We start from the raw sequence: 26968 nt of genomic DNA, 5'->3' as shown, positions 1-26968 counted from the left end.
TGATAGTAGACGCAAATGGTAGGCTCTGATCAGAGCTAAGTTTGCATTTACATAAATATCAGGTATGACAATGGACACGTTAATCAAACCCTCAATACTCGCACTAACCATCGCCAGTGCACTTAGCGCAAACGCGAACGCAGAGATTATTATTTCCCAGTATGTGGAAGGCGGCGCTTATAATAAAGCGGTCGAGATCGCCAATACAGGTGATACTGCGGTGACACTCACAGGCTATGAATTAGCAAAATCTTCGAATGGTGGCGGCTCGTGGGGCAGCACTCTTGATCTTAGTGACGTAACGTTACAAGCGAAGCAAGTGTATGTGCTTGCTCATGGCGATGCGAGCGAAGCAATAAAGGCGGTTGCGGATTACACTGATAAAAATGTAGCGAACTTTAACGGCGACGATCCGTTGGCACTTCTTAAAGATGGGGAAGTGCACGATATATTAGGTGTGATGGGGGACGTGGATTTCGCTAAAGACACCACGTTAGTTCGTAACAGTGATGCGCTTACACCTTCAACTACCTACCAATCCACTCAGTGGACAGCCTTACCTAAAGATAATATTGATGGTTTAGGGGAATTAAATACAACTGAGCCACCTGCGCCATTTGCTTGTGAAGTAGATGGACAAGAACCAGCCTTTACCACCATCCAAGAGATTCAAGGTGAAGGTGCTTCTTCTCCATTTATTGATGGCTACCCTTACATCACGACCGAAGATCACTTCGTAACTGGTGTGGTCAGTGCGGTAACAACAGGCTTAACTAAAGGCTTCTACCTGCAAGCACTTGAGAATGATGGCAACGACAAGACATCTGAAGGTTTGTTTATTCACACCGATGTTGCCGATACAGAGCTGAAAGCTGGTGATGTTGTTTGTGTGAAAGGGAAAGTACAAGAGTACTACAGCAACACTCAGCTTTCTTCTGATGCAAACAGTTATGTAAAAACAGGCACATCAAACGCCTCTTTGGTTACTCCGTTAACGATTAAGGAAGGGGAAACACTACGTGATGCACTAGAGCGTCATGAAGGTATGCAAGTTGAGCTCAGCTCGGCTAGCGAACTTTTCGTTACTCGTAACTTTTCTTACGATTATGACTCTCGACGCAACAACATGATGTTGTCTCATGAAGCACCGTTGTTTAAGCCGACTCAATTGCATGCAGCAGAGAGTGACGCTGCGGTTGCCCTTGCCAAAGAGAATGCGGCCAACCGTATTTACTTGGAATCGGATAGCAAAGCGCCAAATGGTCAAATCCCATATTTCCCAACGTTTGCACAAGATCTTGACCAAAATGGCTCTTCAGAGCAGCACATTCGCCTAGGCTCTCGTGTCGAAGGCCTGCAAGGTGTTGTGGCTTACAGCTACAACGAGTACCGCCTAATTGCGACCAATGAAGTTGATAGCAGCAACTTTGTCACGTCAGGTGATGACTTTGACGTTGCGCGTAAAGCGGCGCCAGCCATAGCCGATTCTGATTTACGAGTGGCGAGCTTTAACGTTCTTAACTACTTCACTTCGGTTGCTGACAGCGGGCACGACAACCCAACCGGGCAAAATCGTGGCGCAACAAACCTTGATGAGTTCTTGATCCAGCAAGCGAAAATCGTTTCAGCGATGAATAAGATGGACGCGGACATCATTGGCTTGATGGAAGTGGAAAACAACGGCTTTGGTGATGGCAGTGCTATCCAAAACTTGGTTGATGCTTTAAACGCTGAGATTGATGACGTGGAAGATCATTACACGTATGTCGAAATCGAAGAGCAAGATAAATACCAAGAGGAATACTTTGGCAGTGATGCGATCATGGTGGCGATCTTATATCGTGCTAACGCAGTAACACCAAAAGAAGCAGCAAAAGTCATTGTGACGCCAGAGCAACATATTGCAGAGAACACCATTACTCGTAAAGAGGGCACTGAAAGTAACCCTGCATACGACAAATATCAACGCCATAGCTTATTACAGACCTTTACAGTGAAAGAGACTGGCGAAGATCTTTCAGTGGTCGTGAACCACTTTAAATCGAAAGGTTCTGAATGTATTGAAGAGTGGATTGCTGGTGTAGAAGACTCAGAACCCGCGGATCTGCAAGGTAACTGCAACAACTTCCGTGTTTCTGCTGCGAAAGTCGTTGGTGAAGCGCTGAAAGATATTGATGGCGATGTGCTCGTCATGGGCGATTTGAACGCTTACGGCAAAGAAGATCCGTTACTTACCCTCACTGATTACTCACAAGAGAAATACGGCCGTGATATCTACACTGCCGCTTACACAACCATTGGTGGCGGTGAGCTTCAAGTAGAGAAAACCAAGATTGAAAAAGGCTACGGTCTGCACAATTTAAACACCTTGCTGCATGGCGCTGATACGTTCTCGTACACCTATTCAGGTGAGTTGGGGAACTTGGACCATGCATTGGCAAGCAGCAGTTTAGCGCAAAAAGTGGTGGCGATTGAAGATTGGCACATCAACTCTCTAGAAAGTAACTTGTTTGAATACAGCAGCAAATACACGGGTGACATGCCGAAGTACAAAGATGCGTTCTCAGCGTCTGATCATGATCCAGTGATTATTGCTATTGATTTGCCAGATGATGATATCGATTTACCGAAAGCGGGTGAAAACTTAGCTATTGATGTACGTCTACCACCAACTGCGGTTGCGGGCGATATTGTGACAGTGAACTTAACAGCATCCACACAAGCGGCCGCGACAAGCAGTGATGCAAAAGTTTACTCGGCTAGCCAAACCTTGACTCAAACTGACATTGACGCACGCAGCGTGAATATTGAGTTTGAACAAGCGCCAGAACAAGGTAATTACCAGTTAGAAGAGAAAGTGACAGACTCGACAGGCAACGTCGTTAAGTTTAGCTCTGTTCGTGATGTCTCAATGACGCAAACTGAAACGGGTGCAGAAGGTTCGAAGGACTCAGATGGTGGTTCGTTTGGTTTTGGCGCGCTACTCGCGATGCTTGGACTTGGCTTAGTACGTCGCCGCAACTAAGCCTTTATCTCCTAAAATACAGCTGTAAAGACCAAAGGCCAGCCGATGCTGGCCTTTTTATTGCACAAAGACTTGCCTTTCTAGTTTGGTGTTGCAAAATACCGCCCTTAATTGTCGCAAACCAGACAATCATCTCTTAAGTCTTGCCTAAACGGATTGGAGCAGCTGACACTCTATGTTGTTGATCATCGATAACTACGATTCTTTCACTTACAACCTCTACCAATACTTTTGCGAGCTTGGCGCTAGTGTAAAAGTCGTGCGTAACGATGAAATCGACATTCAAGGGATTGAAGCGTTGAACCCAACTCACTTGGTGATCTCACCTGGACCGTGTACGCCAAACGAGGCAGGTATCTCTCTACAAGCTATAGAATACTTCGCTGGTAAGCTTCCAATATTGGGTGTTTGCCTTGGTCATCAAGCGATAGCGCAAGTGTTTGGTGGGGAAGTCGTGCGCGCCCGACAAGTGATGCATGGGAAAACGTCACCTATTCGTCACAATGGTCGCAGTGTGTTTAAAAACCTGAATAACCCACTCACCGTAACCCGTTATCACTCTCTCGTGGTGAAAAACGGTACGTTACCCGATGTGTTTGAACTGACCGCATGGACTGAGCTGCCGGATGGAAGTATGGACGAAATCATGGGTTACCAACATAAAACTCTGCCAATTGACGCAGTGCAGTTTCACCCAGAATCGATCAAAACAGAGCAAGGTCACGAGTTGCTCGCGAACTTTTTAGCACGTAAAGCGATCTGATCGCGATCACTTTTCTTAACAAATCATTCATCTTTTTGCCGAGGTGAGTGGATTGCAAAACTATGCGGTTCATTCTGGCCTCTTTGTCTATTCATGTCTTTTAAAACCTTCTATCCCCTGTATTACATAACATTTATAAAAAATCGCTTCTCTATTTTACTTTCTTGATGCATAAATAGTCATAAGCAGTGATTAATGGAAGTTGCTTTCGAGAACGAAAAGAATAAATCACTATTGAAATGGTTAATTAAATGTAAATACAATGCCGCAATAGCTTAAATGCAAAACATTATTTGCTGGCAAAGAGAGCCGGTTAAATTCGCTTATCTGCTACGCATGCGGTATCAAGAAGGAATGTGCAATGACAACGGAAATTAAAGTAGAGCGCGGTTTATTCGATGAGGTAATGGTACCTTGCTATAACCCGATGGAAATGATCCCTGTTAAAGGTGAAGGTTCACGTGTTTGGGATCAGGAAGGTAATGAATATATCGACTTTGCTGGTGGTATTGCAGTGAGCTGTCTTGGCCATTGTCATCCAGTAATGGTAAACGCATTAACAGAGCAAGCTAACAAGCTTTGGCACTTAAGTAACGTGATGACGAACGAACCAGCACTTCGTCTGGCGAAAAAGCTAACAGAAGTGAGCTTTGCTGAGCGCGTATTCTTTGCTAACTCTGGCGCAGAAGCGAACGAAGCGGCACTTAAGCTGGCACGTCGTTACGCTGCTGACGTACATGGCGCTGAGAAATCAGAAATCATCGCATTCAAACAAGGTTTCCACGGTCGTACGTTCTTTACCGTAACGGTTGGTGGTCAAGCGGCTTACTCTGACGGTTTTGGTCCTAAGCCTGGTGACGTTACCCACTTACCTTACAATGATATCGAAGCACTACAGGCACACATGTCTGATCGCACATGTGCGGTGATGATGGAGCCGCTACAAGGTGAAGGCGGTATCGTGCCACCAACGCCTGAGTTTGCTCAAGCAGTACGTGAGCTGTGTGACAAACACAACGCGCTACTGATCTTCGATGAAGTGCAAACCGGTAATGGTCGTACAGGTAACTTCTACGCTTACCAAGGTTTAGGTATTACACCTGATATTCTAAGCACCGCGAAATCACTTGGTGGCGGTTTCCCAATCGGTGCAATGCTTACTACTGCAAAATTAGCAGAGCACATGAAAGTCGGTACGCACGGTTCAACATACGGCGGTAACCCACTCGCGTGTGCTGTAGCAGAAGCAGTTGTGAACGAAGTTACTAAGCCTGAAGTGTTGGCTGGTGTGCTAGAACGCGAAGCGATGTTCCGCGAAGGTCTAGAGAAGATCAACGCGAAGTACAACATCTTCTCAGAAGTTCGTGGTCAAGGCCTATTGCTTGGCGCTGCACTGAATGAAGAATGGCAAGGCCGCGCACGTGATGTTCTCGTCGCTGCAGGCAAACAAGGTCTAATGGTATTGGTTGCGGGTGCCAATGTCGTACGTTTCACACCATCACTCGTTATCACACAACAAGAAATTGAAGAAGGCTTGGCGAAACTGGATAAAGCGATCGCGACTTTAGTTTAAGCGCGATATCAGTTTCAACGTCAACGCAGACACCCCCGTCAAGGATCTCTGATGGGGGAATTGTTCCTACAATATAGTTAGGATCTTCTTGCATCTGGAGGGAGTATTGATGCTAGTAGTTCGCCCTATCGCGATGTCGGATTATGACGCGCTGCACACTTGTGCGGTGGAGTCTGGTCACGGATTTACATCTCTACCGGTTAACGAAGAACTGTTAACCAATCGAATCAAACACTCAGAGTACAGCTTTGGTAAGCCAGATGTGGCAGAACCAGGTGATGAAGGCTACCTGATGGTCGGCTTTGACTCTGAAACGGGTGAGGTTGCGGGTACCACCGGAATCGAAGCATCTATCGGCTGGGATGTCCCATTTTACTCGTATCACATTAGTAAAGTGGTGCACTCGTCACCAAAGCTTGGCGTCAATAATGTCGTCAAACTGCTTACTTTTGGTAATAACTACACGGGTAACAGCGAAATTTGTACCTTGTTCTTGCGTGAGAAGTTCCGCCAAGGTCTGAATGGTCGTCTAATGTCGAAGTGTCGTTTCCTCATGATGGCTGAGCACCCAGAGCGTTTCTCTGAAACGATCTTTGCGGAGATGCGTGGTGTTTCAGACGACGCAGGCAACTCGCCGTTCTGGCAATGGTTACAAGAGCATTTCTTCTCCATCGATTTCACGCTTGCAGATTACCTGACAGGTATCGGCAAGAAAGGCTTTATTGCTGACTTAATGCCGAAGCTGCCTATCTACATCAACCTGTTGAGTCCAGAAGCGCAAGCGGTCATTGGTCAAGTGCATGACAATACTCGCCCAGCATTAAAGCTGCTTGAGCGTGAAGGCTTCACTAACCGTGGCTACGTGGATATTTTCGATGCGGGTCCAACCGTTGAATGTGACTTACGCAATATTGAATCGGTACGTCACTCGTTCCGTGCGCAAGTGAAAATTGCACAACATAGCAGTACGCAAGACTTCTTGATGTGCAACTCATCGTTCGAAAACTTCCGCGCAGCAGTCACCAAAGCGGCGTATGACGCTGAAACGCAAAGCGTCATGATCGCACCAGACGTTGCGGATGCACTTTTGGTTGAGGAAGGGGACTTTGTTCGCCTTCTTCCGCAGTAACAGACGACAGAATTTAAGGATAGAAACAATGACACATTGGATTGCAGGTGAATGGGTACAAGGTCAGGGTGAAGCATTTACGTCTCTGTCGCCTTACAACCAAGAAGTGATCTGGCAAGGCAACGGTGCAACGGCAGAGCAGGTGAATCAAGCGGTATCTGCAGCGCGTGAAGCGTTTATTGACTGGAAAAAACGCCCATTTGCAGAGCGTGAAGCGATCGTGTTGGCTTTTGCTGAGAAAGTAAAAGAGAACAGCGAAAAAATCGCCGAAGTCATTGCCAAAGAAACTGGTAAGCCAATTTGGGAAACGCGCACTGAAGCAGCGGCAATGGCAGGTAAAATTGCCATCTCTATTCGTGCTTACCATGACCGCACCGGTGAAGCGAGCCGTGAAGCGGCGGGCAACCAAATTGTGTTACGTCATCGCCCACTGGGCGTGATGGCGGTATTTGGCCCATATAACTTCCCTGGTCACCTACCAAATGGTCACATTGTGCCTGCGTTACTAGCGGGTAACACCGTTGTGTTCAAGCCATCCGAGCAAACGCCTTGGACTGGCGAGTTAGCTATGAAACTTTGGGAAGAAGCAGGTCTGCCGAAAGGCGTGATCAACCTTGTCCAAGGTGCGAAAGAAACCGGTATTGCGCTTGCTGATGCGAAAGGCATTGATGGCGTACTGTTCACGGGCAGCGCGAACACGGGGCATGTATTGCACCGTCAATTTGCGGGTCAACCAGACAAGATGTTAGCACTAGAAATGGGTGGTAATAACCCGATGGTGATCTCTGATAAATACGGTGATTTGGATGCCACGGTGTACACCATCATCCAGTCAGCGTTTATCAGTGCTGGTCAACGTTGTACGTGTGCTCGTCGTTTGTACGTGCCATTGGGTGAGAAAGGTGATGCGCTCATCACGAAACTGGTTGAAGCGACGAAGAATATTCGCGTAGACCAACCATTTGCAGAGCCTGCGCCATTTATGGGGCCGCAAATCTCCGTTGCCGCAGCCAAGTTCATTCTCGATGCACAAGCGAACCTTCAATCACTTGGTGGTGAAAGCTTGATTGAAGCTAAAGCAGGAGAGGCGGCGTTTGTTTCTCCGGGCATTATTGATGTAACGAACATTGCTGAGCTACCAGATGAAGAGTACTTCGGTCCACTTCTGCAAGTGGTGCGTTACGAAGGGCTAGAAAAAGCCGTAGAACTGGCGAACGACACGCGCTTTGGTCTCTCTGCTGGTTTAGTTTCAACTGACGACCAAGAATGGGAATACTTCGTTGACCATATTCGTGCAGGGATCGTGAACCGTAACCGCCAGCTCACAGGTGCAAGTGGTGATGCGCCATTTGGTGGCCCTGGTGCGTCAGGTAACCTACGTCCAAGCGCTTATTACGCAGCAGACTACTGTGCGTACCCGATGGCATCAATGGAAGGTCAAGAGACTATCTTGCCTGCAACATTAAGCCCAGGTGTGGCGCTATAAGTTTTAATAACAGAGTCGCAACCATGTATTGCGGCTCACCTTGCCGGCGAATCATTTAGGTATGGGTTGTAGTGATCGTTGGCAGAACACGGAAAGTGAGCAAAGACTCGGAAAAGCGTGTTGACTGACTGGCATTTACCGTCACAGGTTGATGGCTGCTCGTTCATTATTCTGGACAACTTTTCGTTGTGAACGAGCAGTCAACTTCCGCTTACCTTTTAACTCTACATCTCGTAACAAGGAGTCGTTATGACGCCCGATGTGTTATTTGAATCGCTATGGCAAGATTACATTCAACGTCTTTGCCCCTCTGCTGCGAAAGTACATCAGCTGCTTCAAGAAGATGAGCCTCTGATTAATGATCATATAGCTTTACGTACCTTCAATATTGCGCCTCTTGGTATCGAAACCTTAGCTAAACCATTTGTAGCCATTGGCTACCAGGCATGTGGTGACTACGTTTTCGAAAGTAAAAAGCTGGTTGCTAAACACTATGAACACCCTGATCCGAAGCAACCTAAAGTCTTTATTAGTGAGCTAAAAGTTGAGGAGTGTTCACCTGAGCTGCAAGAGATTGTGAAAAAGCTGGTGGCACAAGTCGATGCAGGCAAGCTGAACGATAGCGCATTCTTACATGGTGGACGCTTGTGGGATTTAAGCTTTGCTGACTACCAAACGTTGGCTAAAGAAAGTGAGTACGCATCTTGGTTGGCGGCGCATGGTTACGGCGCAAACCACTTCACGGTGAGCGTTAACCAGCTCAATGAATACGAAGAAGTGAAGCAAGTAAACGATCACTTACGTACGGCCGGATTTACCATTAATGAAAACGGCGGGGAAGTGAAGGGCACTCCTGAGGTGCTGCTAGAACAATCATCGACCATGGCGGATAAAGTGGCGGTTCGCTTTAGCGAAGGCACTGAAATTATCCCTGGTGGCTTTTACGAGTTTGCTAAGCGCTACCCGATGGAAAACGGTGAGCTGTACCCAGGTTTTGTGGCGGCTTCAGCGGACAAAATCTTTGAAAGTACGAATGGCTAACTTTTAGGGTTAACCTTTCGGCTAACCAACTTGCTCATTAGTCTTTTGTTGCTCTGAGCTTAATGTGGTTACAAGACAAATAAAAAGCCACCAATGTCGCCATTGGTGGCTTTTATAATTTTGTTCGCGTCACTCTGGTTTGAGATTAACGAGTACCGTAAACCACGATAGTTTTACCGTGCGCAGAGATTAGGTTCTGCTCTTCTAGCATCTTCAAGATACGACCTACTGTCTCACGAGAACAGCCAACGATTTGACCGATTTCTTGACGAGTGATCTTGATTTGCATGCCGTCTGGGTGAGTCATTGCGTCTGGTTGTTTTGCAAGGTTCAGAAGCGTCTGAGCGATACGACCAGTTACGTCTAGGAACGCCAGGTCACCCACTTTTTGGCTAGTTACTTGAAGACGACGAGCCATCTGCGCAGAAAGGCGCATTAGGATGTCTGGGTTTACTTGGATAAGCTGACGGAATTTCTTGAAAGAAATTTCAGCAACTTCACAAGGAGATTTAGCACGAACCCAAGCTGTGCGCTCTTGGTCTTCCTCGAATAGACCAAGTTCACCAATAAAGTCTCCTTGGTTTAGGTAAGAAAGGATCATCTCCTTACCTTCTTCGTCTTTGATAAGAACCGCAACAGAACCTTTAACGATGTAGTACAAAGTTTCTGCCTTTTCGCCCGCGTGAATTAGCGTGCTCTTTGAAGGGTACTTATGAATATGACAGTGTGAAAGAAACCACTCTAATGTTGGGTCGGTTTGAGGTTTACCTAGAACCATAATATCTCACTTCCTCTGCAGGGTACGCTTGCGCTATCCATATTTTAGCTAAGCCTGAATTAGGCCTACTAGAATAAGAGCACTTTTTATATGCTGCAAGCTCTCTTGTGTTTCGGTAAGAAATAGTATCCTTTTTCGAAAACGATTTCTTGATTTTAATCGTGCCATGATTGAGATTTTGTAAGCAAAACTGTGCACATGATCACGGTATGAAAAGTAAACATCTTCGCAGGCAGGTTTTTAGCCAATTTTCCCTGTTTCGATGAGCTGTTGTAGGATAGGCCGAACTATGAGCTCCATTGCAAAGCTCATCTTACCGCCTGGCACGACAATCGTGTTGTGGCGTGACATGAATGAGCCATCAATCATAGCCAGGAGATATGGGAAGTCGACTTTCTTTATCCCACGCAAGCGAATTACGACAAAGCTCTCATCCAGGCTTGGGATACCTTTCGCGTTAAGTGGGTTGGAGGTATCGACCGTTGGGACGCGCTGAAAGTTAATATGAGTGCGAGAAAATTGTGGCGTGATGTAGTTAAGATAATCGTCCATCGAGCGCACGATAGAATCCATTACTGCTTCTCGTGAATGACCGCGGTCACGAGTATCACGCACAAACTTTTGGATCCACTCTAAGTTTACGATTGGTACCATACCAATCAAGAAATCCACATGCTGCGCGACATTAACATCGCCATCCACAACACCGCCGTGCAAGCCTTCATAGAAGAGAACGTCACTGTTCTCCGGTAAGTCTTGCCACGGTGTGAAGGTACCAGGCATTTGATTATAAGGTACGGCCTCGTCAAAGGTGTGTAGGTAGCGACGTACGCTGCCTGCGCCATCGTGACCATATTTACGGAAAAACTCTTCCAATCCTGGAAAGTCATTAGCTTGAGGGCCAAAGTAGCTAATGTGCCGACCTTGCTCGCGCGCTTTACGGATTTCTATATCCATTTCAGGGCGAGTAAAGCGATGGAAGCTGTCGCCTTCAACCCATGCGGGTTTAACGTTCATCATATTGAACATCTTACGGAAGGCTTCAGATGTAGTGGTCGTGCCGGCACCGGATGAACCAGTAACCGCAATAATTGGGTGTTTAGCTGACATGACAAACCTTGTCGAAAATTACTTACCTGTAATGTGCAGTAGGCTGCTACTGCACGGTCGATAACCCACTATAGCACGTAACAATGCCTTGTCATTGAGTGGGGTACGGTAAAATGTGAAGGGTCTAAAATTTTGTTTTTACCTGAATATCGACGGTTTCGTGCAGTTCAGAGAACACGATAACCGCTTCGCCTTTTTCTAATTGAGTTTTTACTTGATCCACTTTGTCTTGCAAAGAAACCTCGACGGTTCCGTAATCCGTGCCTTCACGTAAGACGAATTCACGAATTAAGTTTTCCAATGTTTCTGGCGCAATGTCTTGCCATGGAATGATCATAAATACCTCGAACTTTTATGATGAGCGGCTAGTTTACTGCTTTCGCTGCTTGGATACAGCAGAAAGGTAATCTGCGGCAATACTTTCGTAATACGCTGGCAGCGCTTCTTCCAACCAAAATTTCGGCTTGAGCGCTGAACCTGTAAGGAAACCAACATGCCCACCGTGCTCAAAGAGACGGTAATCAATATTATCTGGCAGAACAAATTTCGGGATCACATCGTCGGTCATGAATGGATCGTCTTTGGCGTGAATGATCAGTGTCGGTAGCGTGATCTGTTGTAATTTACTTAAGCCAGAACATTGATCGTAATAATCTTGTGCGTCTTTAAAACCGTGCAGTGGTGCCGTGATCAAATCATCGAATTCATACAATCGTGTGACACGTTTTATTGAGTTGTAGGACAAAGCGAGCTCGCCATGCAACAAGTGATGTTTTTGCAATGCGTTGCGTTTGAGCGAAGAGAGTAGGTAACGGCGATACACTTTCGAAAAGCCTTGTTCAATACGGTTCGCACACGCTGCTAAGTCTAAAGGTGCTGAGATAATGGTCGCCGCATTCAAAATGGGGTGGTCTTTGTATTGGGCTAAATAATTCGCCAACATGTTACCGCCAAGAGAAATGCCAACCGCAACTTTGGGGTTATCAGGAAAGCGTTGCTCAAGGTGCTCTAAGAAGTGGCGGGCGTCAGTCACTTCACCAGAATGATAGGCGCGAGCTTTCTTGTTTGGCTTACCGCTACAACCGCGGAAATGCATCATCACCGACAGCCATCCGGATTGAGCAAATGCATTCATTAGGCCATTGGCGTAAGGGCTATAGAAGCAGCCTTCTAGTCCATGAAATAAAACAAAAATCGGCTTTTTTTGCGCAGGTTCTTGGGTTGGGTCCTCGCTCCATGCGAGATCGAGAAAGTCGCCATCGGATGTATCGAGGGTTTGCCAAATCGGCGTAAACAACGCTTTTTTGCGAATAAAACGCGGTAAAAGCGTTTGAAGATGCGGGTTTTTGATCCCGGCGGCTGCGAAAAATTGTGTCATACCTAACTGCTCTTATGCGGTTCTTCGGTGTCAGTTGAAGAACTTATTAATATAATCCTTTATAAAGATTATAGGTATTCTACAGATTTATGGGCGTTTTGGTGGGTGAATGTTTGGCACCGGAATAGCAAAGGCCTGTTGCAAATGCTCACCACCAAGTTGACGACAGTATCTCAGCGTGAGTGGGGCGCCATCATTTTTGACCAGCGTGAGCGAGTTAATGCAGTTCACCAAATCCGCTTGTTGTTGCTTTTCTAGTTGCAGCTCAAACTGCAAGGTTTCACGATATAAAGCGTCATTGACTTGAGACTTAAGATGGCGACGTAAGTCGCGAAAAGAGTGCAGTAAGGTTTCGCTTCGGCCCAGACAGCTTTGTACCAGAGGCCAGTCTTTTTCTTGGAAAATGAGTTGCTGCTCATCGAGCCATCTGAGCAGCAGGAGTAGGTTCACGTTGCCGTGATAATTGTTCTGCAATGATAAACACGCTTCTTTCACTTCTCGCACACCATAAAACTGCAGACTGAACTGCCAAAGGTGTTCTAGGGTGAGTGTGTATTCAGCGTGTTGATTACTCATTGATTAAACTCTAGCTCCATCTGCTCCAGTTCTTCCTGAGCAGACATCCATTCCATTTCAATTTCTTCGAGCTCTGCCTTACTAGAAGCTTGAAGAGCCAGCACTTGGTTAAGTTTAGCTTTATTTTCGGCTTCATACAGTGAGTTATCTGCCAATTGTTCTTCAGCTTCGGCCAGTGCTGCACCTAACTTATCCATTTTATTTTCTAATTGTGTCAGCGTTTTGCGAATTGGCGCCGTCTGCTTACGAAATTCTGCATCGCGACGTTTCTGCTCTTTTTTCGCTGCCGCGCTGTTGGCGCTATCTTTGGCTGGCTGTGCAGCTTGTGCTTCTTTGCGTTCCGCTCTTTGTTGCTCGGTTAACCACTTGTAGTAGTCGTTTAAGTCACCATCGAACGGCGCAACTTGACGATCGTGCACCAAGTACAAGTCATCGGTTGTAGCACGCAATAGGTAACGGTCGTGCGAAACAATCACCATTGCACCTTCGAACGTTTGCAGTGCCATCGTCAATGCCTGACGCATGTCCAAATCCAAGTGGTTGGTTGGTTCATCAAGTAGCAACAGGTTTGGCTTTTGCCACACAATTAAGGCCAGCACTAAACGGGCTTTTTCACCACCCGAAAACGGCGCGACTTTCTCCAGTGCTTTGTCGCCTTGGAAGCCAAAGCTGCCCAGGTAATCACGTAGCTGTTGTTCGGTTTGATCCGGCGCGATCTGCATCATGTGTTGCAGCGGCGTTTCCTCTGGGTGCAGCGTTTCTAATTGATGCTGAGCAAAGTAACCTATTTTTACGCCTTGTGAGTAAGTCAGATCGCCACCTTGCGCGTTAAGCTCACCAGAGAGTAATTTGATTAAGGTCGATTTACCCGCGCCATTACGGCCGAGCAGACCAATGCGACTGCCAGGAACCAAGTTCAAGCGGATCTTCTCTAAGATCAGGTTGTCACCGTAGCCTGCCGATACTTCATCCATCATCATGATTGGGTTTGGCAGCGCCGCGGGCTCACGGAATTGGAAGCTAAATGGGTTATCGAATTGAGCGGGTAACACTTTCTCCATGCGCTCCAAAGCTTTAATACGGCTTTGAGCCTGGCGTGCTTTAGAAGCTTTATAACGGAAACGGTCGATGTAGCTTTGCATGTGCGACATCTGTTTCTGTTGCTTCTCGAACATCGCTTGCTGCAGCACCATTTTTTGCGCTCGTTGGTTTTCGAACGACGAATAGTTACCCGTGTATTCGTTCAATTGTTGGTTTTCGATGTGAATAATACGGCCAACAATGGGGTCAAGGAAGTCACGGTCGTGCGAGATCAGGATCAGTGTGCCTGGGTAGTTTTGTAGCCAACGTTCAAGCCACATCACCGCGTCTAAGTCCAAGTGGTTGGTTGGCTCATCGAGTAGCAATAAGTCAGAACGGCACAATAGCGCTTGAGCTAAGTTAAGGCGCATACGCCAACCACCTGAGAATTGAGTCAAACTCCAACTCATTTGCTCTTGGCTGAAACCTAAACCGTCGAGCAATTCTGCCGCGCGAGCGCGAATGCTATAACCGCCGATGGTTTCAATTTTACCGTGGATCTCGGCAACCAAGGTGCCGTTGTCTTGTGCTTCCGCTTCAGCCAACTGCTTTTCGAGCGCTCGGTACTCGCGATCACCATCAATGACGTATTCCAGTGCAGTGCGCTCTAGCGCAGGCGTTTCCTGTGCGACCCAAGCCAACTCCCAATGTTGAGGTTGGCTAAATGAGCCTGCATCAATCGACAGTTCATCTTTCAGCAATGCAAATAGCGTTGATTTACCGCAGCCGTTTTTGCCCACAAGACCGACTTTATCGCCAGGATGGATAGTCGCTGAAGCTTGATCTAAAAGAGGTTTACCGCCACGCAGTAACTGAATATCAGAGAAGGTAATCATAAAGTTTTCATTCACTTTGCGCAGTGCGCGTTGCTTGGTTACATAGCGAAGTGGTTTCAATCGTTTTTAAAGCCACTTGGGTATATATCTAGCGGTGAATAGTAGGGGTATTGGCCGGAAAAGTCGATTGATTCGCTTTAATTGCATTATGCTGTACAAAAAAGTATAACAATTTGATAACGGATAAAAATAACCACAAGGACGACCATTTGGCTGTTGCACCGTCTATTCTCCCAAGAGTTCTGGTCATTTATGCTCATCCAGAGCCACATAACTCGATTGCTAATCAAGTGATGATTAAAAAAGCTCAGTCGCTTGATCACGTCACTGTGCACGATCTTTACGGTGTTTACCCTGACTTCTTTATTGATGTGAATTACGAACATGAGTTGTTGCTTACGCATGATGTGATCGTGTTTCATCACCCGCTTTATATGTATTCATGCCCAGCCCTGTTAAAAGAGTGGTTGGACCGAGTGCTGGGCAAAGGTTTTGCTTTTGGCGGAGGTTCGGCGCTAGAGGGAAAATACTGGCGTAGTGTGATTACAACGGGGGGGAAAGAAGAGGCCTTTAGCGCGAAGGGGTACAACAAATATCCATTACAGCAAATCTTACAACCGTTTGAACTGACGGCTGCCTTGTGTCAAATGCACTGGATTGAACCTTTGGTGTTGTATTGGTCGCGTAATGTCTCGGATATTGAGCGGTATGAGCACGCCGAATTGTATCGTCGGTGGTTGAACAACCCACTTGAAAACTGGGAAGCAGCAGACCAAGGAGGTCAGTATGGCGATAACCAGTGAGTTTCTTCAAAGTAGCGTGGTCTTTCTCTCGGCTGCGGTTATCGCGGTGCCGATTGCTCAGCGTCTCGGACTTGGCTCGGTTTTAGGTTATTTACTTGCCGGTGTGTTGATTGGCCCTTGGGGCCTTGGCTTAATCAGTGATGTTGATGCTATTTTGCACTTTGCTGAACTTGGGGTCGTGTTGTTACTGTTCTTGATCGGCCTTGAACTAAATCCTAAAAAACTGTGGCAAATGCGAGGACCGATTCTAGGTTTAGGCGGCGCGCAGGTGGTGGTTACGACCGCCGTGATCGGCAGTGTCGTCAGTATGTTCGGCGTAAGTATGCAAGTGAGTTTGGTGATTGGGATGGGATTGGCACTGTCCTCGACGGCAATTGCTCTAAAAGTGATTGAAGAGCAAGGGCTCAATGGCACCGAAACGGGTCAGTCTGGTTTTGCTGTATTGCTCTTTCAAGATATTGCCGTGATCCCAATGTTGGCAATGTTGCCCTTGCTTGCTGGCGGGCAGAGTGGCGGTAGTTGGTTGGATGTCTTCACGGTATTAGGCAGTGTGGTGGCCCTGTTGATTGGTGGCCATTTCTTATTACGTCCACTGTTTCGTTTTGTTGTGATGAGCGGCGTTCGTGAGCTCTTTACCGTCGCCGCATTGTTGGTTGTGCTTGGGATTTCTGTCGTGATGCAAAAGCTCGGGCTTTCTATGGCTCTAGGGACTTTCTTAGCCGGCGTTCTGCTGGCTGAGAGTGAATACCGACATGAATTGGAAATCGCTATCGAACCATTTAAAGGCTTGTTGTTGGGTTTGTTCTTCATCGCGGTTGGCATGGCGGTAAATTTGGGGTTATTGGCATTACACCCTTTAGAGATTCTGGGCGCGGTGGTGGCTTTGGTCGTGGTTAAGGGCTTGGTTTTGTATGCATTGGCGAGAGCTGCCCGTGTCGGAGCCAAAGCGAGAAGCCGTATGGCCGCGATTTTAAGCCAAGGTGGTGAGTTTGCCTTTGTCATATTTACCGCAGCGAGCCAAGAGGGCATTTTATCCAAAGAGCAAGTAGCGTTTTTGTTGGTGGTGGTCAGTCTATCCATGGTGACGACACCACTTTTGCTGATGGGACAAAAAAAATGGTTTGCTCATACCCTGAATCAAGAAGAAGAGGGCATGACCACGAAAGTAGTGGATCGTCGGCCACGTGTGATCATTGCAGGCTTTGGACGTTTCGGTCAGATCGTCGGACGTTTAATGTATGCCAATAAAATCAAAGTGACGGTATTAGAAAGTGATGCCAGCCAAATTCACCTACTGCGCAAGTATGGTTACAAAGTGTTTTATGGCGATGCTACCCAAATTGATCTTTTGCGGGCTGCTGGCGCAGATAAAGCAGAAGCATTGGTCATTTGTACCGATTCACCTGATGAGGTGATGGCCATCGTTGATATCTGCCGCGTGCACTTCCCGAAACTTAAGTTGCTAGCCCGAGCAAGAAGCCGTGTCGAGGCGTATCAGTTAATGAGCCACGGTGTCGAGAATTACTCTCGTGAAACATTTTTAGGGGCATTGGATCTCGGTCGCCAAGCGCTCGTAGAACTTGGTATGCACCCTTATCAAGCAAAGCGGGCAGAAGCACATTTTCGTAAGTTAGATAATGCTATGCTTAAGGACTTATTGCCTCAGCACAATGAAGATAAGAAATTGGCTCAGAGAGCGAAAGAGGCACGCAAAGAGCTAGAAGAAATTTTTGGTCGTGAGATGGAGAGCGACCATCAGTCGCCTAATCATTGGAAGTAGTACTTGAGCCAAGACTCAAGCTAAGGAAATAGCGTGAAAATCAAGAAACGTTTTATTGCCGGCGCTAGCTGCCCAAATTGCAGCCAGCAAGATACCCTGCGCTGGTGGATTGAAAATAATATCGAGTTAGTTGAGTGTGTCGAGTGTGAGTTTACTGAGCAGCGTAAACCGCAATCTGTAGAGAAAAATAAACACTCAGATCAGGAAATGATCGGAATTTTTAAGCCGGAATAATTGAACTTCGATAATTGATCCCCATAATACACCCAGATATCTCAGTACTTAACCCCATTCAGGTTAAGTCAATTAATCTCCCTGGAGTTAGTATGAAAATTGAAAAGAACGTTGTTGCAAGCCTTGCATACAAAGTAATGTTGGAAGACGGTGTCGTTGTTGATCAATCAACAGCAGAAGCGCCTCTAGATTACCTTCACGGTCACAACAACCTAATCACTGGTCTTGAAAAAGAGCTTGAAGGTAAAGTGGCTGGCGACAAGTTCTCAGTAACGGTAGCTCCTGAGGAAGCTTACGGCGAGCACAACGATGCGCTAGTACAACGCGTTCCTGCGGACGTATTCCAAGGCGTTGACCAAATCGAAGTGGGCATGCGCTTCCTAGCTGACACTGACCAAGGTCCAATCCCTGTAGAAGTAACAGAAGTTGACGGCAACGAAGTGGTTGTTGACGGTAACCATATGCTAGCTGGTCAAACACTAACTTTCGAAGTAGAAGTTATGTCTACACGTGAAGCAACAGCAGAAGAGATCGAACACGGTCATATCCATCAAGCTGGTGGCTGTGGTCATGACCATGATCACGACGATGAAGGCTGCTGTGGCGGCGGTAGCTGTGGTTCTCACTAATCATAAGCTCCTTCACTAGATAATCTTATCTAGTGAAGCTTTGAAAAGCGCAAGTTGAGTTTTCAACTTGCGCTTTTTGTTTATCTGAGGTGTAGTGCCAACCATACAAGGAATAACAGTTGGACAAAGCGATGACGAAACCTTTCTCGATTGCCATTCATGGCGGTGCAGGCACCATCTTGCGTGAACAGATGAGCGATGAGCTGCAACAGTCCATCTTGTCGGATTTAGAAGCTGCGGTAAAAGCGGGACATCAAATTCTAGAAACGAGCGGTGAAGCCTTAGATGCAGTCGTAGCGGCAGTGAAAGTATTGGAAGACTCGCCTAACTTTAATGCGGGTAAAGGCTCAGTGCTGACCAACAACGAAATGGTTGAAATGGACGCTTCTGTGATGGATGGGCGAAACCTTGCAGCAGGTGCGGTCGCAGGTGTTCGTCATATCAGAAACCCAATTGAACTCGCTCGTGACGTGATGCGAAACAGCAATCATGTGTTGTTGGTGGGTGAGGGCGCAGAGACGTTTGCTTTTGAGCAAGGCCATGAGTATACCGAGCAAGATTACTTCTTTACTGATCGCCGTTATGAGCAGTTGCTGTCTATGCGTGAGAAAGGACTATTTGCTTTGTCGGAATCTCGTTACCCGGATGATCGTAAACATGGCACCGTCGGAGCAGTAGCGTTGGACCAACAAGGTAACTTAGCCGCTGCCACCAGCACGGGTGGCGTAACGAATAAGCAATATAATCGAGTTGGGGATTCGGCTTTGATAGGCTGTGGCACGGTGGCCGAAAATGGCGTTGTCGCGGTTTCAACTACGGGTGTCAGTGAGTTTTTTATCCGTAAACGTGTCGCAGAAGACGTCGCCGCGCGGATGCGTTACTTACAAGAAGATATTCATACTGCTTGTGAGCATATTATTCAGGGGGAACTGAAAGAGATGGGCGGCGAAGGCGGTTTAATCGCAATTGACGCGCAAGGTGAGCTGCACTTTGCGATGAACAGCTCTGGTATGTACCGAGCTAGCATCAATACTCAAGGCGAGTTGAGCGTCAAAATCTACGCTGACGAATAGCTTCCTCTTGAGCAACCTTCTTAAGTAATCAATACAACAAAGCCCAGAACACGTTCTGGGCTTTGTGCTATTTGAGCCTGCATTTTAATAATGCGGTGGTGGGGTTTCTTCTGACGGATCGGCTAAATTCGACGAGTCCATATTTTTTACTTTACCTACCACATATTTCATCTGATCGAGCATCTTGGTAATTTGCAGTTGCTGCTGCGATAAGGCGCCGTTCAGATCTTCAATAGTCTGTTCTTGGAACGCAAGCTGACATTCTAAGTCATTAATGCGAGCTTCCAATTGCTGAATGATTTTTTCTGTCATGATCCGTTCTCTAACTGCCAAGCTTGGGCAATACCTGCTGAAGTAGCAGTAATTACGCGTTGTTTTGAATCAAAGGCTGCATCATACACGACCGCACGGGGAGGGCGAGTGTCTTTTTTGGGCTCAACTTCAAATCCGCCAATCCGTTTTCCGGTTTGAGTATCCCATATTGAAACGCGGCCAGAAGGCGTTCCTGTCACTAACTGAGTTCCGTCATCAGAAAATCGCGCAGTAGAGAAGATCAATTGGCGTGACCAACTGCTCAACCGTGTGACCTCTTGTCCAGTTTTTAAATCCCAAATTACCGCTTGGTTTCCGCCATCGGATGTCATTGCTAACTTGCCATCTCGTTGCAGGGCAACACGAACAACCCGTTGTTCATGTTCGAAGGTCCGCAGCACTTGTCCGGTTTCGGTGTCCCACAAATACGCTTTGTAGTCATTACCACCAGTCAGTGCGAAGCGGCCATTAGGAGAAATGGCGACGGAATTGACTTTTTCACGATGCGCAAGGAACTCCAAGCGACGTCCGGTGACTAAGTTGACGTAAATTGCTTTACCGTTGGATAACCCGAGCAGAACTTGTTCACCGTTACTGGTGATATCAACGTCGCGAATGAGCGCATCAGAAATAGACCAAAGGCCTTCGGATTGCGTCCAACCTAAGTCCCAAACTGCGAAGTTCATTTGGCTTGCTGTGACTGCATAGCGACCATTGTCTGAGATACGAATATGGGATACCACGTTGGCATCGGCATCGAGCTCACCCAGGTTGGCTAGTTGTTCATTTTGCTCTAGGTCCCACAACATCAAATGGTGTTGCTGAGAATAGAGCAGAGCAAATCGTCCATCTCTGCTAAGTGCGAAGCTCGTCGCACCCTGAGGCTCTATCGGCCAACGGTGCACTTCACGCTCGGCGAAAAAGCAACCATTTAACGTGGTGATGACAATTAAATATAGGAATAAATGAGAAATTCTTTGCATCACATCTAATAATCCGGTTTGTGTCTTAAGACATATAGCTAGTATATTGGTATAACGATTGTCTTCACTAGTCTCATAGAAGATTTGTGCACAACAACCAATGGCAAAGCCATTATTGGGAGAATTTAATGAAATCAGTTTTAAAAGTGTCGCTACTTGCTGCAACAGTTATGCTAGCGGTAGGTTGTCAGAAAGAAGAAACTAAAACAGAAGCCGCACCTCAAGCAGAACAAGTTCAAGCAGAAACCGGTAAAGCGGTTCACTTTAAAACCGACGACGATAAAGCGGCATACGCAATCGGTGTTTCATTTGCTAACTACCTAAGCACAAGCATCGACAAGCCAAGCGAAATCGGCATTAATCTTAACAAAGACTTGGTACTAAAAGGTATCGAAGACGTCTTCAGAGGCAATGCTGAATTGAATGAAGAAGAAACACGTGCAGCACTAGAATCTCTAGATAAGCGTGTTGCTGAAAAGATGCAAGCACAAGCGGCTGAGAAAGCAGCTGAAGCAAAAAAAGCTGGCGATGATTTCCGTGCTGAGTTCGAGAAGCAAGAAGGCGTAGTGAAGACAGATACAGGTCTTCTATACCAAGTTATTACTCCTGCTGAAGGTGAGAAGCCAAAAGACACTGATACGGTTCAAGTACACTACAAAGGTACGCTAATCGATGGTACGCAATTTGATAGCTCTTACGATCGTGGTGAACCTGCAACATTCCCACTTAACCGTGTAATCCCAGGTTGGACAGAAGGTGTTCAGCTAATGCCTGTGGGTTCTAAATTCAAATTCGTTATCCCGCCAGAGCTAGCATACGGTGATCAAGACACACCAAGCATTCCTGCTAACTCAACGCTAGTATTTGAAGTTGAGCTGCTAAAAGTTGAGAACGACAACGCAGAGCAATAACAATAAGCCGCGATAAGTTATTGAAAAAGGTCCGTTTAACGGGCCTTTTTTGTTCTAGGTCACTAGTTGGTGAGTTTGCTAGGTTGATTTTCAAATTTTCTGATAAACTTACACCAATTTGTTGATTTTTCGCTCGAAGGCTTATGACAACTACAGAAACAATAAACGCGGAGATGCTGCTCGAAATGGAATCCGTTAACGTGATGCCGTTTACCGAGCACGACAAAATCATTTTAAGATCTTATGAGGCGGTCGTTGATGGTATCGCCAGCCTGATAGGTCCCTTTTGTGAAATCGTTCTTCACTCGCTAGAAGACTTAAATACCTCTGCAATTAAAATCGCTAACGGTGAAAACACGGGTCGCCAAGTCGGCTCACCGATCACTGACTTAGCGCTTAAAATGCTAAAAGACATCGAAGGCTCGGAGCGCAACTTCTCACGTTCGTACTTTACCCGTGCAAAAGGTGGCGTGTTGATGAAGTCGATCACTGTCGCCATTCGTAATGGTGAAAATCGCGTTATTGGTTTGTTGTGTATCAACGTCAACTTGGACGCGCCCTTCTCGCAAGTCCTTCAATCTTTCATGCCAACGCAAGAAGCAAAAGAAGCGGCTTCCTCGGTTAACTTTGCTAGTGACGTAGAAGAGCTGGTGGACCAAACTGTTGAACGCACCATCGAAGAGATCAATGCGGATAAATCCGTATCGAACAACACCAAGAATCGCCAAATCGTGATGGAATTGTACGACAAAGGCATCTTCGATATTAAAGATGCCATCAACCGCGTTGCAGATCGTCTTAACATTTCAAAACACACCGTCTACTTATACATTCGTCAACGTAAAACCGAGGACGATGAAAAGTGAGTAAACTGACTTACACGTTGGTGGTGAACGGTCCTGTTTACGGTAGCCAGTCAGCGCGCAGTGCTTATCAGTTCGCCAAGGCGGTGATTGAGCAAGGCCATCAGTTAGTGAGCGTTTTCTTTTATCAAGAGGGCGTGACCAATGGTACTGCTTTGAGTGTGCCTGCCAACGACGAATTTGATCTCAATAAGGCATGGCAATCTTTGGCAAAAGAGCATGGTGTTCGTCTAGAAACTTGTGTTGCTGCGGCTTTGCGTCGCGGGATCGTAAGTGAAGAAGAAGCGAATCAACATGGTTTGCTCCAGAGCAATCTAGCGGAAGGTTTTGAGCAAGCCGGCTTAGGTAGCTTAGCCGAAGCGATGTTAACCCAAGACAGAGTGGTACAGTTTTGAGTCAGCTAACTTATCTATTTCGTAGCGCACCGCATGGCAGTGCGGCTGGCCGTGAAGGTGTGGATGCACTATTAGCCGCGTCGGCTTACTGTGAAGATATCAGCGTCATTTTCATGGGCGATGGGGTTTACCAGCTTCTACTAGGACAAGAACCGAGTAAGATCTTGAGCAAAGATTATGCGCCGATGCTGAAGCTTTTCGATTTATACGATATTGAACAAGTCTTTGTGTGCTCAGAGTCATTAGCTCAGCGAGGTTTGGCTCAAGCGGACTTAGTCATTGAAGCTCAAGCGTTAAGCTCAGAGCAGCTCAAAGATAAGTTGCAACACGCTGGCAAGCTACTGTCGTTCTGAGGAAGTTATGCTACATATTATAAAAACGGTCTCCGCTCTAGAAGACGCCATACCCTTATGCAGTGCACAGGATGACATCTTACTTATAGAAGATGCCGTGTACGCTGCTAATTCGCAGCATAAAGCGTTCTCCCACCTAAAAAACCGCAGTGTATTTGTGCTAGAGAGCGATATTCACGCTCGCGGTATTGCGAATCGTATCAGTCCATCACTGACGATCGTGAATTACTCAGGCTTCGTTGAGCTCACAGTTAAACAGGATAAATCGCTTACTTGGGATTGAACGTGATTTACTGTCGCTAAAGCTTTACGGATGAATTGTCCTAATTGAACAAAAAAGATCCGTATATTTCTTGACACACCTCTCACTGCTGCATAGAATTTTGCGTCCCTAACTGCAATGGTAGTTGGGGATAGATTTTTCACAAAGCTTACTTTCAAGTAAATCAGGAGCTAGTTAATGGCAACTATTAACCAGTTGGTACGTAAGCCTCGTGCAAAGCAAGTTGTTAAAAGCAACGTGCCTGCACTAGAAGCGTGCCCACAAAAACGTGGTGTATGTACTCGTGTTTACACTACTACACCTAAAAAACCTAACTCAGCACTTCGTAAAGTTTGTCGTGTACGTCTGACAAACGGCTTCGAAGTTACATCGTACATCGGCGGTGAAGGTCACAACCTTCAAGAGCACAGTGTTGTACTAATCCGTGGCGGTCGTGTAAAAGACCTTCCGGGTGTACGTTACCACACTGTTCGCGGTGCACTTGACTGTGCTGGCGTTAACGACCGTAAACAAGGTCGTTCTAAGTACGGTGTGAAGCGTCCTAAGTCTTAATGGATTCCGTTAAGTAAGGCCAAACACTAAATTATTTTTAATTTTTTGAAAAAACTGAAAAGTTTTGGATAAAACCTGAAGAAGACAACGGAGATAAATCCATGCCACGTCGTCGCGTCATTGGTCAGCGTAAGATCCTTCCAGATCCAAAATTCAAATCTGAATTGCTGGCAAAATTCGTTAACATCCTAATGGTTGACGGTAAAAAATCTACTGCAGAGAAAATCGTTTACACTGCACTAGATGCTATGGCTGAAAAGTCTGGTAAAGACCACTTAGCTATTTTTGAAGAAGCTCTTGAAAACGTACGCCCTGCGGTAGAGGTTAAATCTCGCCGTGTTGGTGGTTCAACTTACCAAGTACCTGTAGAAGTACGTCCGGTTCGCCGTAACGCACTTGCTATGCGTTGGTTGGTTGAAGCTGCGCGCAAGCGTGGTGAAAAATCTATGGCTCAACGCCTAGCAGCTGAAATGCTAGACGCGTCTGAGAACAAAGGTACTGCGGTTAAGAAACGTGAAGACGTTCACCGCATGGCTGACGCAAACAAAGCGTTCGCTCATTACCGCTGGTAATACCTTCTGTGCTGCGAGGTTCTCTCGCAGCACTTTTCTATACTCTAAGGTACACCTTAGTAAGAGGATACAATCGTGGCTCGTAAAACTCCTATTGAGCGCTACCGTAATATCGGTATCTGTGCTCACGTAGATGCAGGAAAAACAACCACAACTGAGCGTATTCTGTTCTACACTGGCCTTTCTCACAAAATCGGCGAAGTTCACGATGGTGCTGCAACCATGGACTGGATGGAGCAGGAGCAGGAACGTGGTATCACTATCACATCCGCTGCGACTACTACATTCTGGCGTGGTATGGAAGCACAGTTCCCTGAGCATCGCGTAAACATCATTGATACCCCTGGACACGTTGACTTTACTATCGAAGTAGAGCGTTCTCTTCGTGTACTTGATGGTGCTGTGGTTGTGTTCTGTGGCTCATCTGGTGTTGAACCTCAGTCTGAAACTGTATGGCGTCAAGCAGACAAATACCACGTTCCACGTTTGGTATTTGTAAACAAGATGGACCGTGCGGGAGCAGACTTCCTACGCGTTGTGGACCAAATTAAAAATCGTCTTGGTGCGAACCCTGTTCCAATCCAACTGAACGTTGGTGCAGAAGATGAGTTCAGAGGTGTCATCGACCTTATCAAGATGAAGATGATCAACTGGAATGAAGCCGATCAAGGCACTTCGTTTACTTACGAAGACATCCCAGCTGACATGATCGAACTTGCTGAAGAGTGGCGCAACCACATGGTTGAATCCGCTGCTGAAGCTAGCGAAGAGCTGATGGACAAGTACCTTGAAGAAGGTGAATTGACTGAAGCTGAGCTCAAACAAGCTCTACGTACTCGTACACTAAACAACGAAATCGTACTGGCCACTTGTGGTAGTGCGTTTAAGAACAAAGGTGTTCAAGCGGTACTAGATGCTGTGATCGAGTTCTTGCCATCGCCAGTTGACGTACCTGCAATTAAAGGTGTTGACGAAAGAGAAAATGAAGTTGAGCGTCACGCTGACGACAACGAACCATTCTCTGCGCTAGCATTTAAGATCGCGACTGACCCATTCGTGGGTACGCTAACGTTCATGCGTGTTTACTCTGGTGTAGTAAACTCCGGCGACGCTGTTTACAACTCTGTAAAAGAGAAGAAAGAGCGTTTCGGTCGTATCGTTCAGATGCATGCGAATAAGCGTGAAGAAGTGAAAGAAGTTCGCGCTGGTGATATCGCTGCTGCTATCGGTCTGAAAGACGTAACAACAGGTGACACATTGTGTGATCAGAACCACAAAGTGATTCTAGAGCGCATGGAGTTCCCTGAACCAGTTATTCAGATTGCTGTAGAACCTCGTTCTAAGGCAGACCAAGAGAAAATGGCTATCGCGCTAGGTAAACTGGCTGCGGAAGATCCATCATTCCGCGTGGAAACGGACGACGAATCAGGTCAGACTCTGATCTCAGGTATGGGTGAACTTCACCTAGACATTATCGTTGATCGTATGAAGCGTGAATTCAGCGTTGATTGTAACGTTGGTAAACCTCAGGTTGCTTACCGTGAAACCATTCGTGGTAAAGCGGAAGTTGAAGGTAAGTTTGTTCGTCAATCAGGTGGTCGTGGTCAATACGGTCATGTGTGGGTCAAACTTGAGCCTTCTGAACCTGGCGAAGGTTTCGTATTCGTAGACGAAATCGTGGGTGGTGTGATTCCTAAGGAATACATCAGTTCGGTATCGAAAGGTATCGAGGAACAAATGAATAGTGGTGTTCTAGCGGGTTACCCTGTACTAGATATTAAAGCTACACTATTTGATGGTTCTTACCACGATGTAGACTCAAGCGAGATGGCGTTTAAGATCGCTGGCTCGATGGCATTCAAGAAAGGTGCACTAGAAGCACAACCTGTGATTCTAGAACCAATGATGAATGTCGAAGTAACCACTCCGGAAGACTGGATGGGTGACGTTGTTGGTGACCTAAACCGTCGTCGCGGTATCATTGAAGGCATGGACGAAGGTGTGGCTGGTCTTAAGATCATCCGTGCTCAAGTACCACTATCTGAAATGTTCGGTTACGCAACTGATCTACGTTCTGCAACTCAAGGCCGTGCGTCTTACTCTATGGAGTTTCACGAGTACGCTGAAGTGCCGAAAAACTTCGCAGATAAAATTATTGCAGAGCGTGGTTACTAATTGACGATTGAACTACAAAAAGTTTACGACTTTTTGCGAGATCAGGGCGTCCAAATATTGCGCTAACGGGCGTTGGCGCATAAAATAACAATTTCTGGCGCGTCGTCGATCAATAATGATCACGACGAATCATAACTAGGAAGGAACACGATCGTGTCTAAAGAAAAATTTGAACGTACGAAACCGCACGTTAACGTTGGTACTATCGGCCACGTTGACCACGGTAAAACAACTCTAACTGCAGCTATCTGTACTACTCTTGCTAAAGTTTACGG

General features: G+C 46.5%; 28 protein-coding genes. 20 read left to right on the top strand and 8 right to left on the bottom strand.

Features of this window, described 5'->3' with window-relative positions; all coding sequences use genetic code 11:
• The first annotated feature begins 70 nt into the window (after positions 1–70).
• The 6 genes from NL645_RS20535 (at position 71) to NL645_RS20510 (ending at position 9017) form a co-directional block, all read left to right on the top strand.
• Positions 71–3025, top strand: a complete 2955-nt coding sequence (locus NL645_RS20535; protein WP_253652314.1) for an ExeM/NucH family extracellular endonuclease — start codon at positions 71–73, stop codon at positions 3023–3025.
• 175 nt (positions 3026–3200) lie between these two features.
• Positions 3201–3788: an aminodeoxychorismate/anthranilate synthase component II gene (locus tag NL645_RS20530; RefSeq protein ID WP_005397690.1), complete on the top strand. Its 588-nt coding sequence runs from the start codon at positions 3201–3203 to the stop codon at positions 3786–3788.
• A gap of 361 nt (positions 3789–4149) precedes the next feature.
• Positions 4150–5361, top strand: a complete 1212-nt coding sequence (locus NL645_RS20525; protein ID WP_005397689.1) for an aspartate aminotransferase family protein — start codon at positions 4150–4152, stop codon at positions 5359–5361.
• Positions 5362–5470: 109 nt separating this feature from the next.
• A complete protein-coding gene (astA, locus tag NL645_RS20520) occupies positions 5471–6490 on the top strand; it encodes an arginine N-succinyltransferase (RefSeq protein WP_005397686.1) in 1020 nt (339 codons plus the stop codon).
• A gap of 28 nt (positions 6491–6518) precedes the next feature.
• Entirely contained in the window at positions 6519–7976 is a 1458-nt protein-coding gene (astD, locus tag NL645_RS20515) for a succinylglutamate-semialdehyde dehydrogenase (RefSeq protein ID WP_048626695.1), read from the top strand.
• Between the two features lie 249 nt (positions 7977–8225).
• Entirely contained in the window at positions 8226–9017 is a 792-nt protein-coding gene (locus NL645_RS20510; RefSeq protein WP_005397681.1) for a DUF1338 domain-containing protein, read from the top strand.
• A 145-nt stretch (positions 9018–9162) separates the two neighbouring features.
• Here NL645_RS20510 and crp read toward each other — a convergent pair whose 3' ends face one another.
• From crp to NL645_RS20480, 6 genes are all read right to left on the bottom strand, one after another.
• The gene (gene crp, locus NL645_RS20505; RefSeq protein ID WP_005381432.1) at positions 9163–9795 is read right to left on the bottom strand and encodes a cAMP-activated global transcriptional regulator CRP; all 633 of its coding nucleotides are present in this window, start codon (positions 9793–9795) and stop codon (positions 9163–9165) included.
• A 240-nt stretch (positions 9796–10035) separates the two neighbouring features.
• Positions 10036–10905, bottom strand: a complete 870-nt coding sequence (locus tag NL645_RS20500; RefSeq protein WP_005397679.1) for a phosphoribulokinase — start codon at positions 10903–10905, stop codon at positions 10036–10038.
• Between the two features lie 124 nt (positions 10906–11029).
• Positions 11030–11242, bottom strand: a complete 213-nt coding sequence (locus tag NL645_RS20495) for a YheU family protein (RefSeq protein WP_005397677.1) — start codon at positions 11240–11242, stop codon at positions 11030–11032.
• A 33-nt stretch (positions 11243–11275) separates the two neighbouring features.
• Positions 11276–12283 carry a hydrolase gene (locus tag NL645_RS20490; protein WP_046874535.1) on the bottom strand — a complete coding sequence of 336 codons (1008 nt, stop codon included), beginning with the start codon at positions 12281–12283 and terminating at the stop codon, positions 11276–11278.
• A gap of 87 nt (positions 12284–12370) precedes the next feature.
• Positions 12371–12859, bottom strand: coding sequence for a TIGR02444 family protein (locus NL645_RS20485; RefSeq protein WP_005397673.1), 489 nt, complete (start codon positions 12857–12859; stop codon positions 12371–12373).
• Entirely contained in the window at positions 12856–14775 is a 1920-nt protein-coding gene (locus NL645_RS20480) for an ABC transporter ATP-binding protein (RefSeq protein WP_031780646.1), read from the bottom strand. Before NL645_RS20480 ends, NL645_RS20485 begins: the two co-directional genes overlap by 4 nt.
• A gap of 209 nt (positions 14776–14984) precedes the next feature.
• Here NL645_RS20480 and kefG point away from each other — a divergent pair, with 209 nt between their 5' ends.
• The 5 genes from kefG (at position 14985) to NL645_RS20455 (ending at position 19294) form a co-directional block, all read left to right on the top strand.
• Positions 14985–15578, top strand: coding sequence for a glutathione-regulated potassium-efflux system ancillary protein KefG (kefG, locus tag NL645_RS20475; protein WP_253652313.1), 594 nt, complete (start codon positions 14985–14987; stop codon positions 15576–15578).
• Positions 15562–17358 (top strand): glutathione-regulated potassium-efflux system protein KefB, encoded by a 1797-nt coding sequence (kefB, locus tag NL645_RS20470; RefSeq protein WP_237312617.1) that lies wholly within the window; start codon positions 15562–15564, stop codon positions 17356–17358. The genes kefG and kefB overlap by 17 nt, the downstream gene beginning before the upstream one ends.
• A 33-nt stretch (positions 17359–17391) precedes the next feature.
• On the top strand, positions 17392–17592 hold the full coding sequence (locus tag NL645_RS20465; protein WP_005381449.1) for a YheV family putative zinc ribbon protein: 201 nt from the start codon (positions 17392–17394) through the stop codon (positions 17590–17592).
• 92 nt (positions 17593–17684) lie between these two features.
• A complete protein-coding gene (gene slyD / locus NL645_RS20460) occupies positions 17685–18221 on the top strand; it encodes a peptidylprolyl isomerase (RefSeq protein ID WP_047010415.1) in 537 nt (178 codons plus the stop codon).
• Positions 18222–18352: 131 nt separating this feature from the next.
• A complete protein-coding gene (locus NL645_RS20455) occupies positions 18353–19294 on the top strand; it encodes an isoaspartyl peptidase/L-asparaginase family protein (RefSeq protein ID WP_253652312.1) in 942 nt (313 codons plus the stop codon).
• A gap of 84 nt (positions 19295–19378) precedes the next feature.
• On the opposite strand, the gene NL645_RS20450 is transcribed toward NL645_RS20455, so the two are convergent.
• Together NL645_RS20450 and NL645_RS20445 are read right to left on the bottom strand one after the other, a co-directional pair.
• Positions 19379–19606, bottom strand: a complete 228-nt coding sequence (locus NL645_RS20450) for a SlyX family protein (protein ID WP_005381455.1) — start codon at positions 19604–19606, stop codon at positions 19379–19381.
• Positions 19603–20589 (bottom strand): WD40 repeat domain-containing protein, encoded by a 987-nt coding sequence (locus tag NL645_RS20445; protein WP_253652331.1) that lies wholly within the window; start codon positions 20587–20589, stop codon positions 19603–19605. Before NL645_RS20445 ends, NL645_RS20450 begins: the two co-directional genes overlap by 4 nt.
• A 128-nt stretch (positions 20590–20717) precedes the next feature.
• Between NL645_RS20445 and fkpA the strand changes: the two genes are divergently transcribed.
• The 9 genes from fkpA to NL645_RS20400 all read left to right on the top strand — a co-directional run.
• Complete coding sequence (fkpA, locus tag NL645_RS20440) at positions 20718–21500, top strand: FKBP-type peptidyl-prolyl cis-trans isomerase (RefSeq protein ID WP_054868284.1); 783 nt, start codon at positions 20718–20720, stop codon at positions 21498–21500.
• A 143-nt stretch (positions 21501–21643) separates the two neighbouring features.
• On the top strand, positions 21644–22366 hold the full coding sequence (locus tag NL645_RS20435) for a transcriptional regulator (RefSeq protein ID WP_031780643.1): 723 nt from the start codon (positions 21644–21646) through the stop codon (positions 22364–22366).
• Entirely contained in the window at positions 22363–22758 is a 396-nt protein-coding gene (tusD, locus tag NL645_RS20430; protein ID WP_005397650.1) for a sulfurtransferase complex subunit TusD, read from the top strand. Before NL645_RS20435 ends, tusD begins: the two co-directional genes overlap by 4 nt.
• The gene (tusC, locus tag NL645_RS20425) at positions 22755–23111 is read left to right on the top strand and encodes a sulfurtransferase complex subunit TusC (protein ID WP_005397648.1); all 357 of its coding nucleotides are present in this window, start codon (positions 22755–22757) and stop codon (positions 23109–23111) included. The genes tusD and tusC overlap by 4 nt, the downstream gene beginning before the upstream one ends.
• Before the next feature lie 7 nt (positions 23112–23118).
• Entirely contained in the window at positions 23119–23394 is a 276-nt protein-coding gene (tusB, locus tag NL645_RS20420) for a sulfurtransferase complex subunit TusB (protein ID WP_253652311.1), read from the top strand.
• Between the two features lie 177 nt (positions 23395–23571).
• Positions 23572–23946, top strand: a complete 375-nt coding sequence (gene rpsL, locus NL645_RS20415; protein WP_004399892.1) for a 30S ribosomal protein S12 — start codon at positions 23572–23574, stop codon at positions 23944–23946.
• 101 nt (positions 23947–24047) lie between these two features.
• Positions 24048–24518, top strand: a complete 471-nt coding sequence (gene rpsG / locus NL645_RS20410; RefSeq protein WP_005382796.1) for a 30S ribosomal protein S7 — start codon at positions 24048–24050, stop codon at positions 24516–24518.
• A 75-nt stretch (positions 24519–24593) separates the two neighbouring features.
• Positions 24594–26693, top strand: a complete 2100-nt coding sequence (gene fusA, locus NL645_RS20405; protein ID WP_005397643.1) for an elongation factor G — start codon at positions 24594–24596, stop codon at positions 26691–26693.
• A gap of 153 nt (positions 26694–26846) precedes the next feature.
• On the top strand, positions 26847–26968 hold a 122-nt coding region (locus NL645_RS20400), incomplete at its 3' end, for a GTP-binding protein (protein ID WP_253645201.1).

Origin of the sequence: Vibrio sp. Y51_MX_L26 (assembly GCF_024181935.1) — a bacterium.
Lineage (GTDB): Bacteria > Pseudomonadota > Gammaproteobacteria > Enterobacterales > Vibrionaceae > Vibrio > Vibrio diabolicus.
The sequence above is the reverse complement of the archived record's forward strand: the minus strand, read 5'-3'. Positions and strand labels throughout refer to the sequence as shown.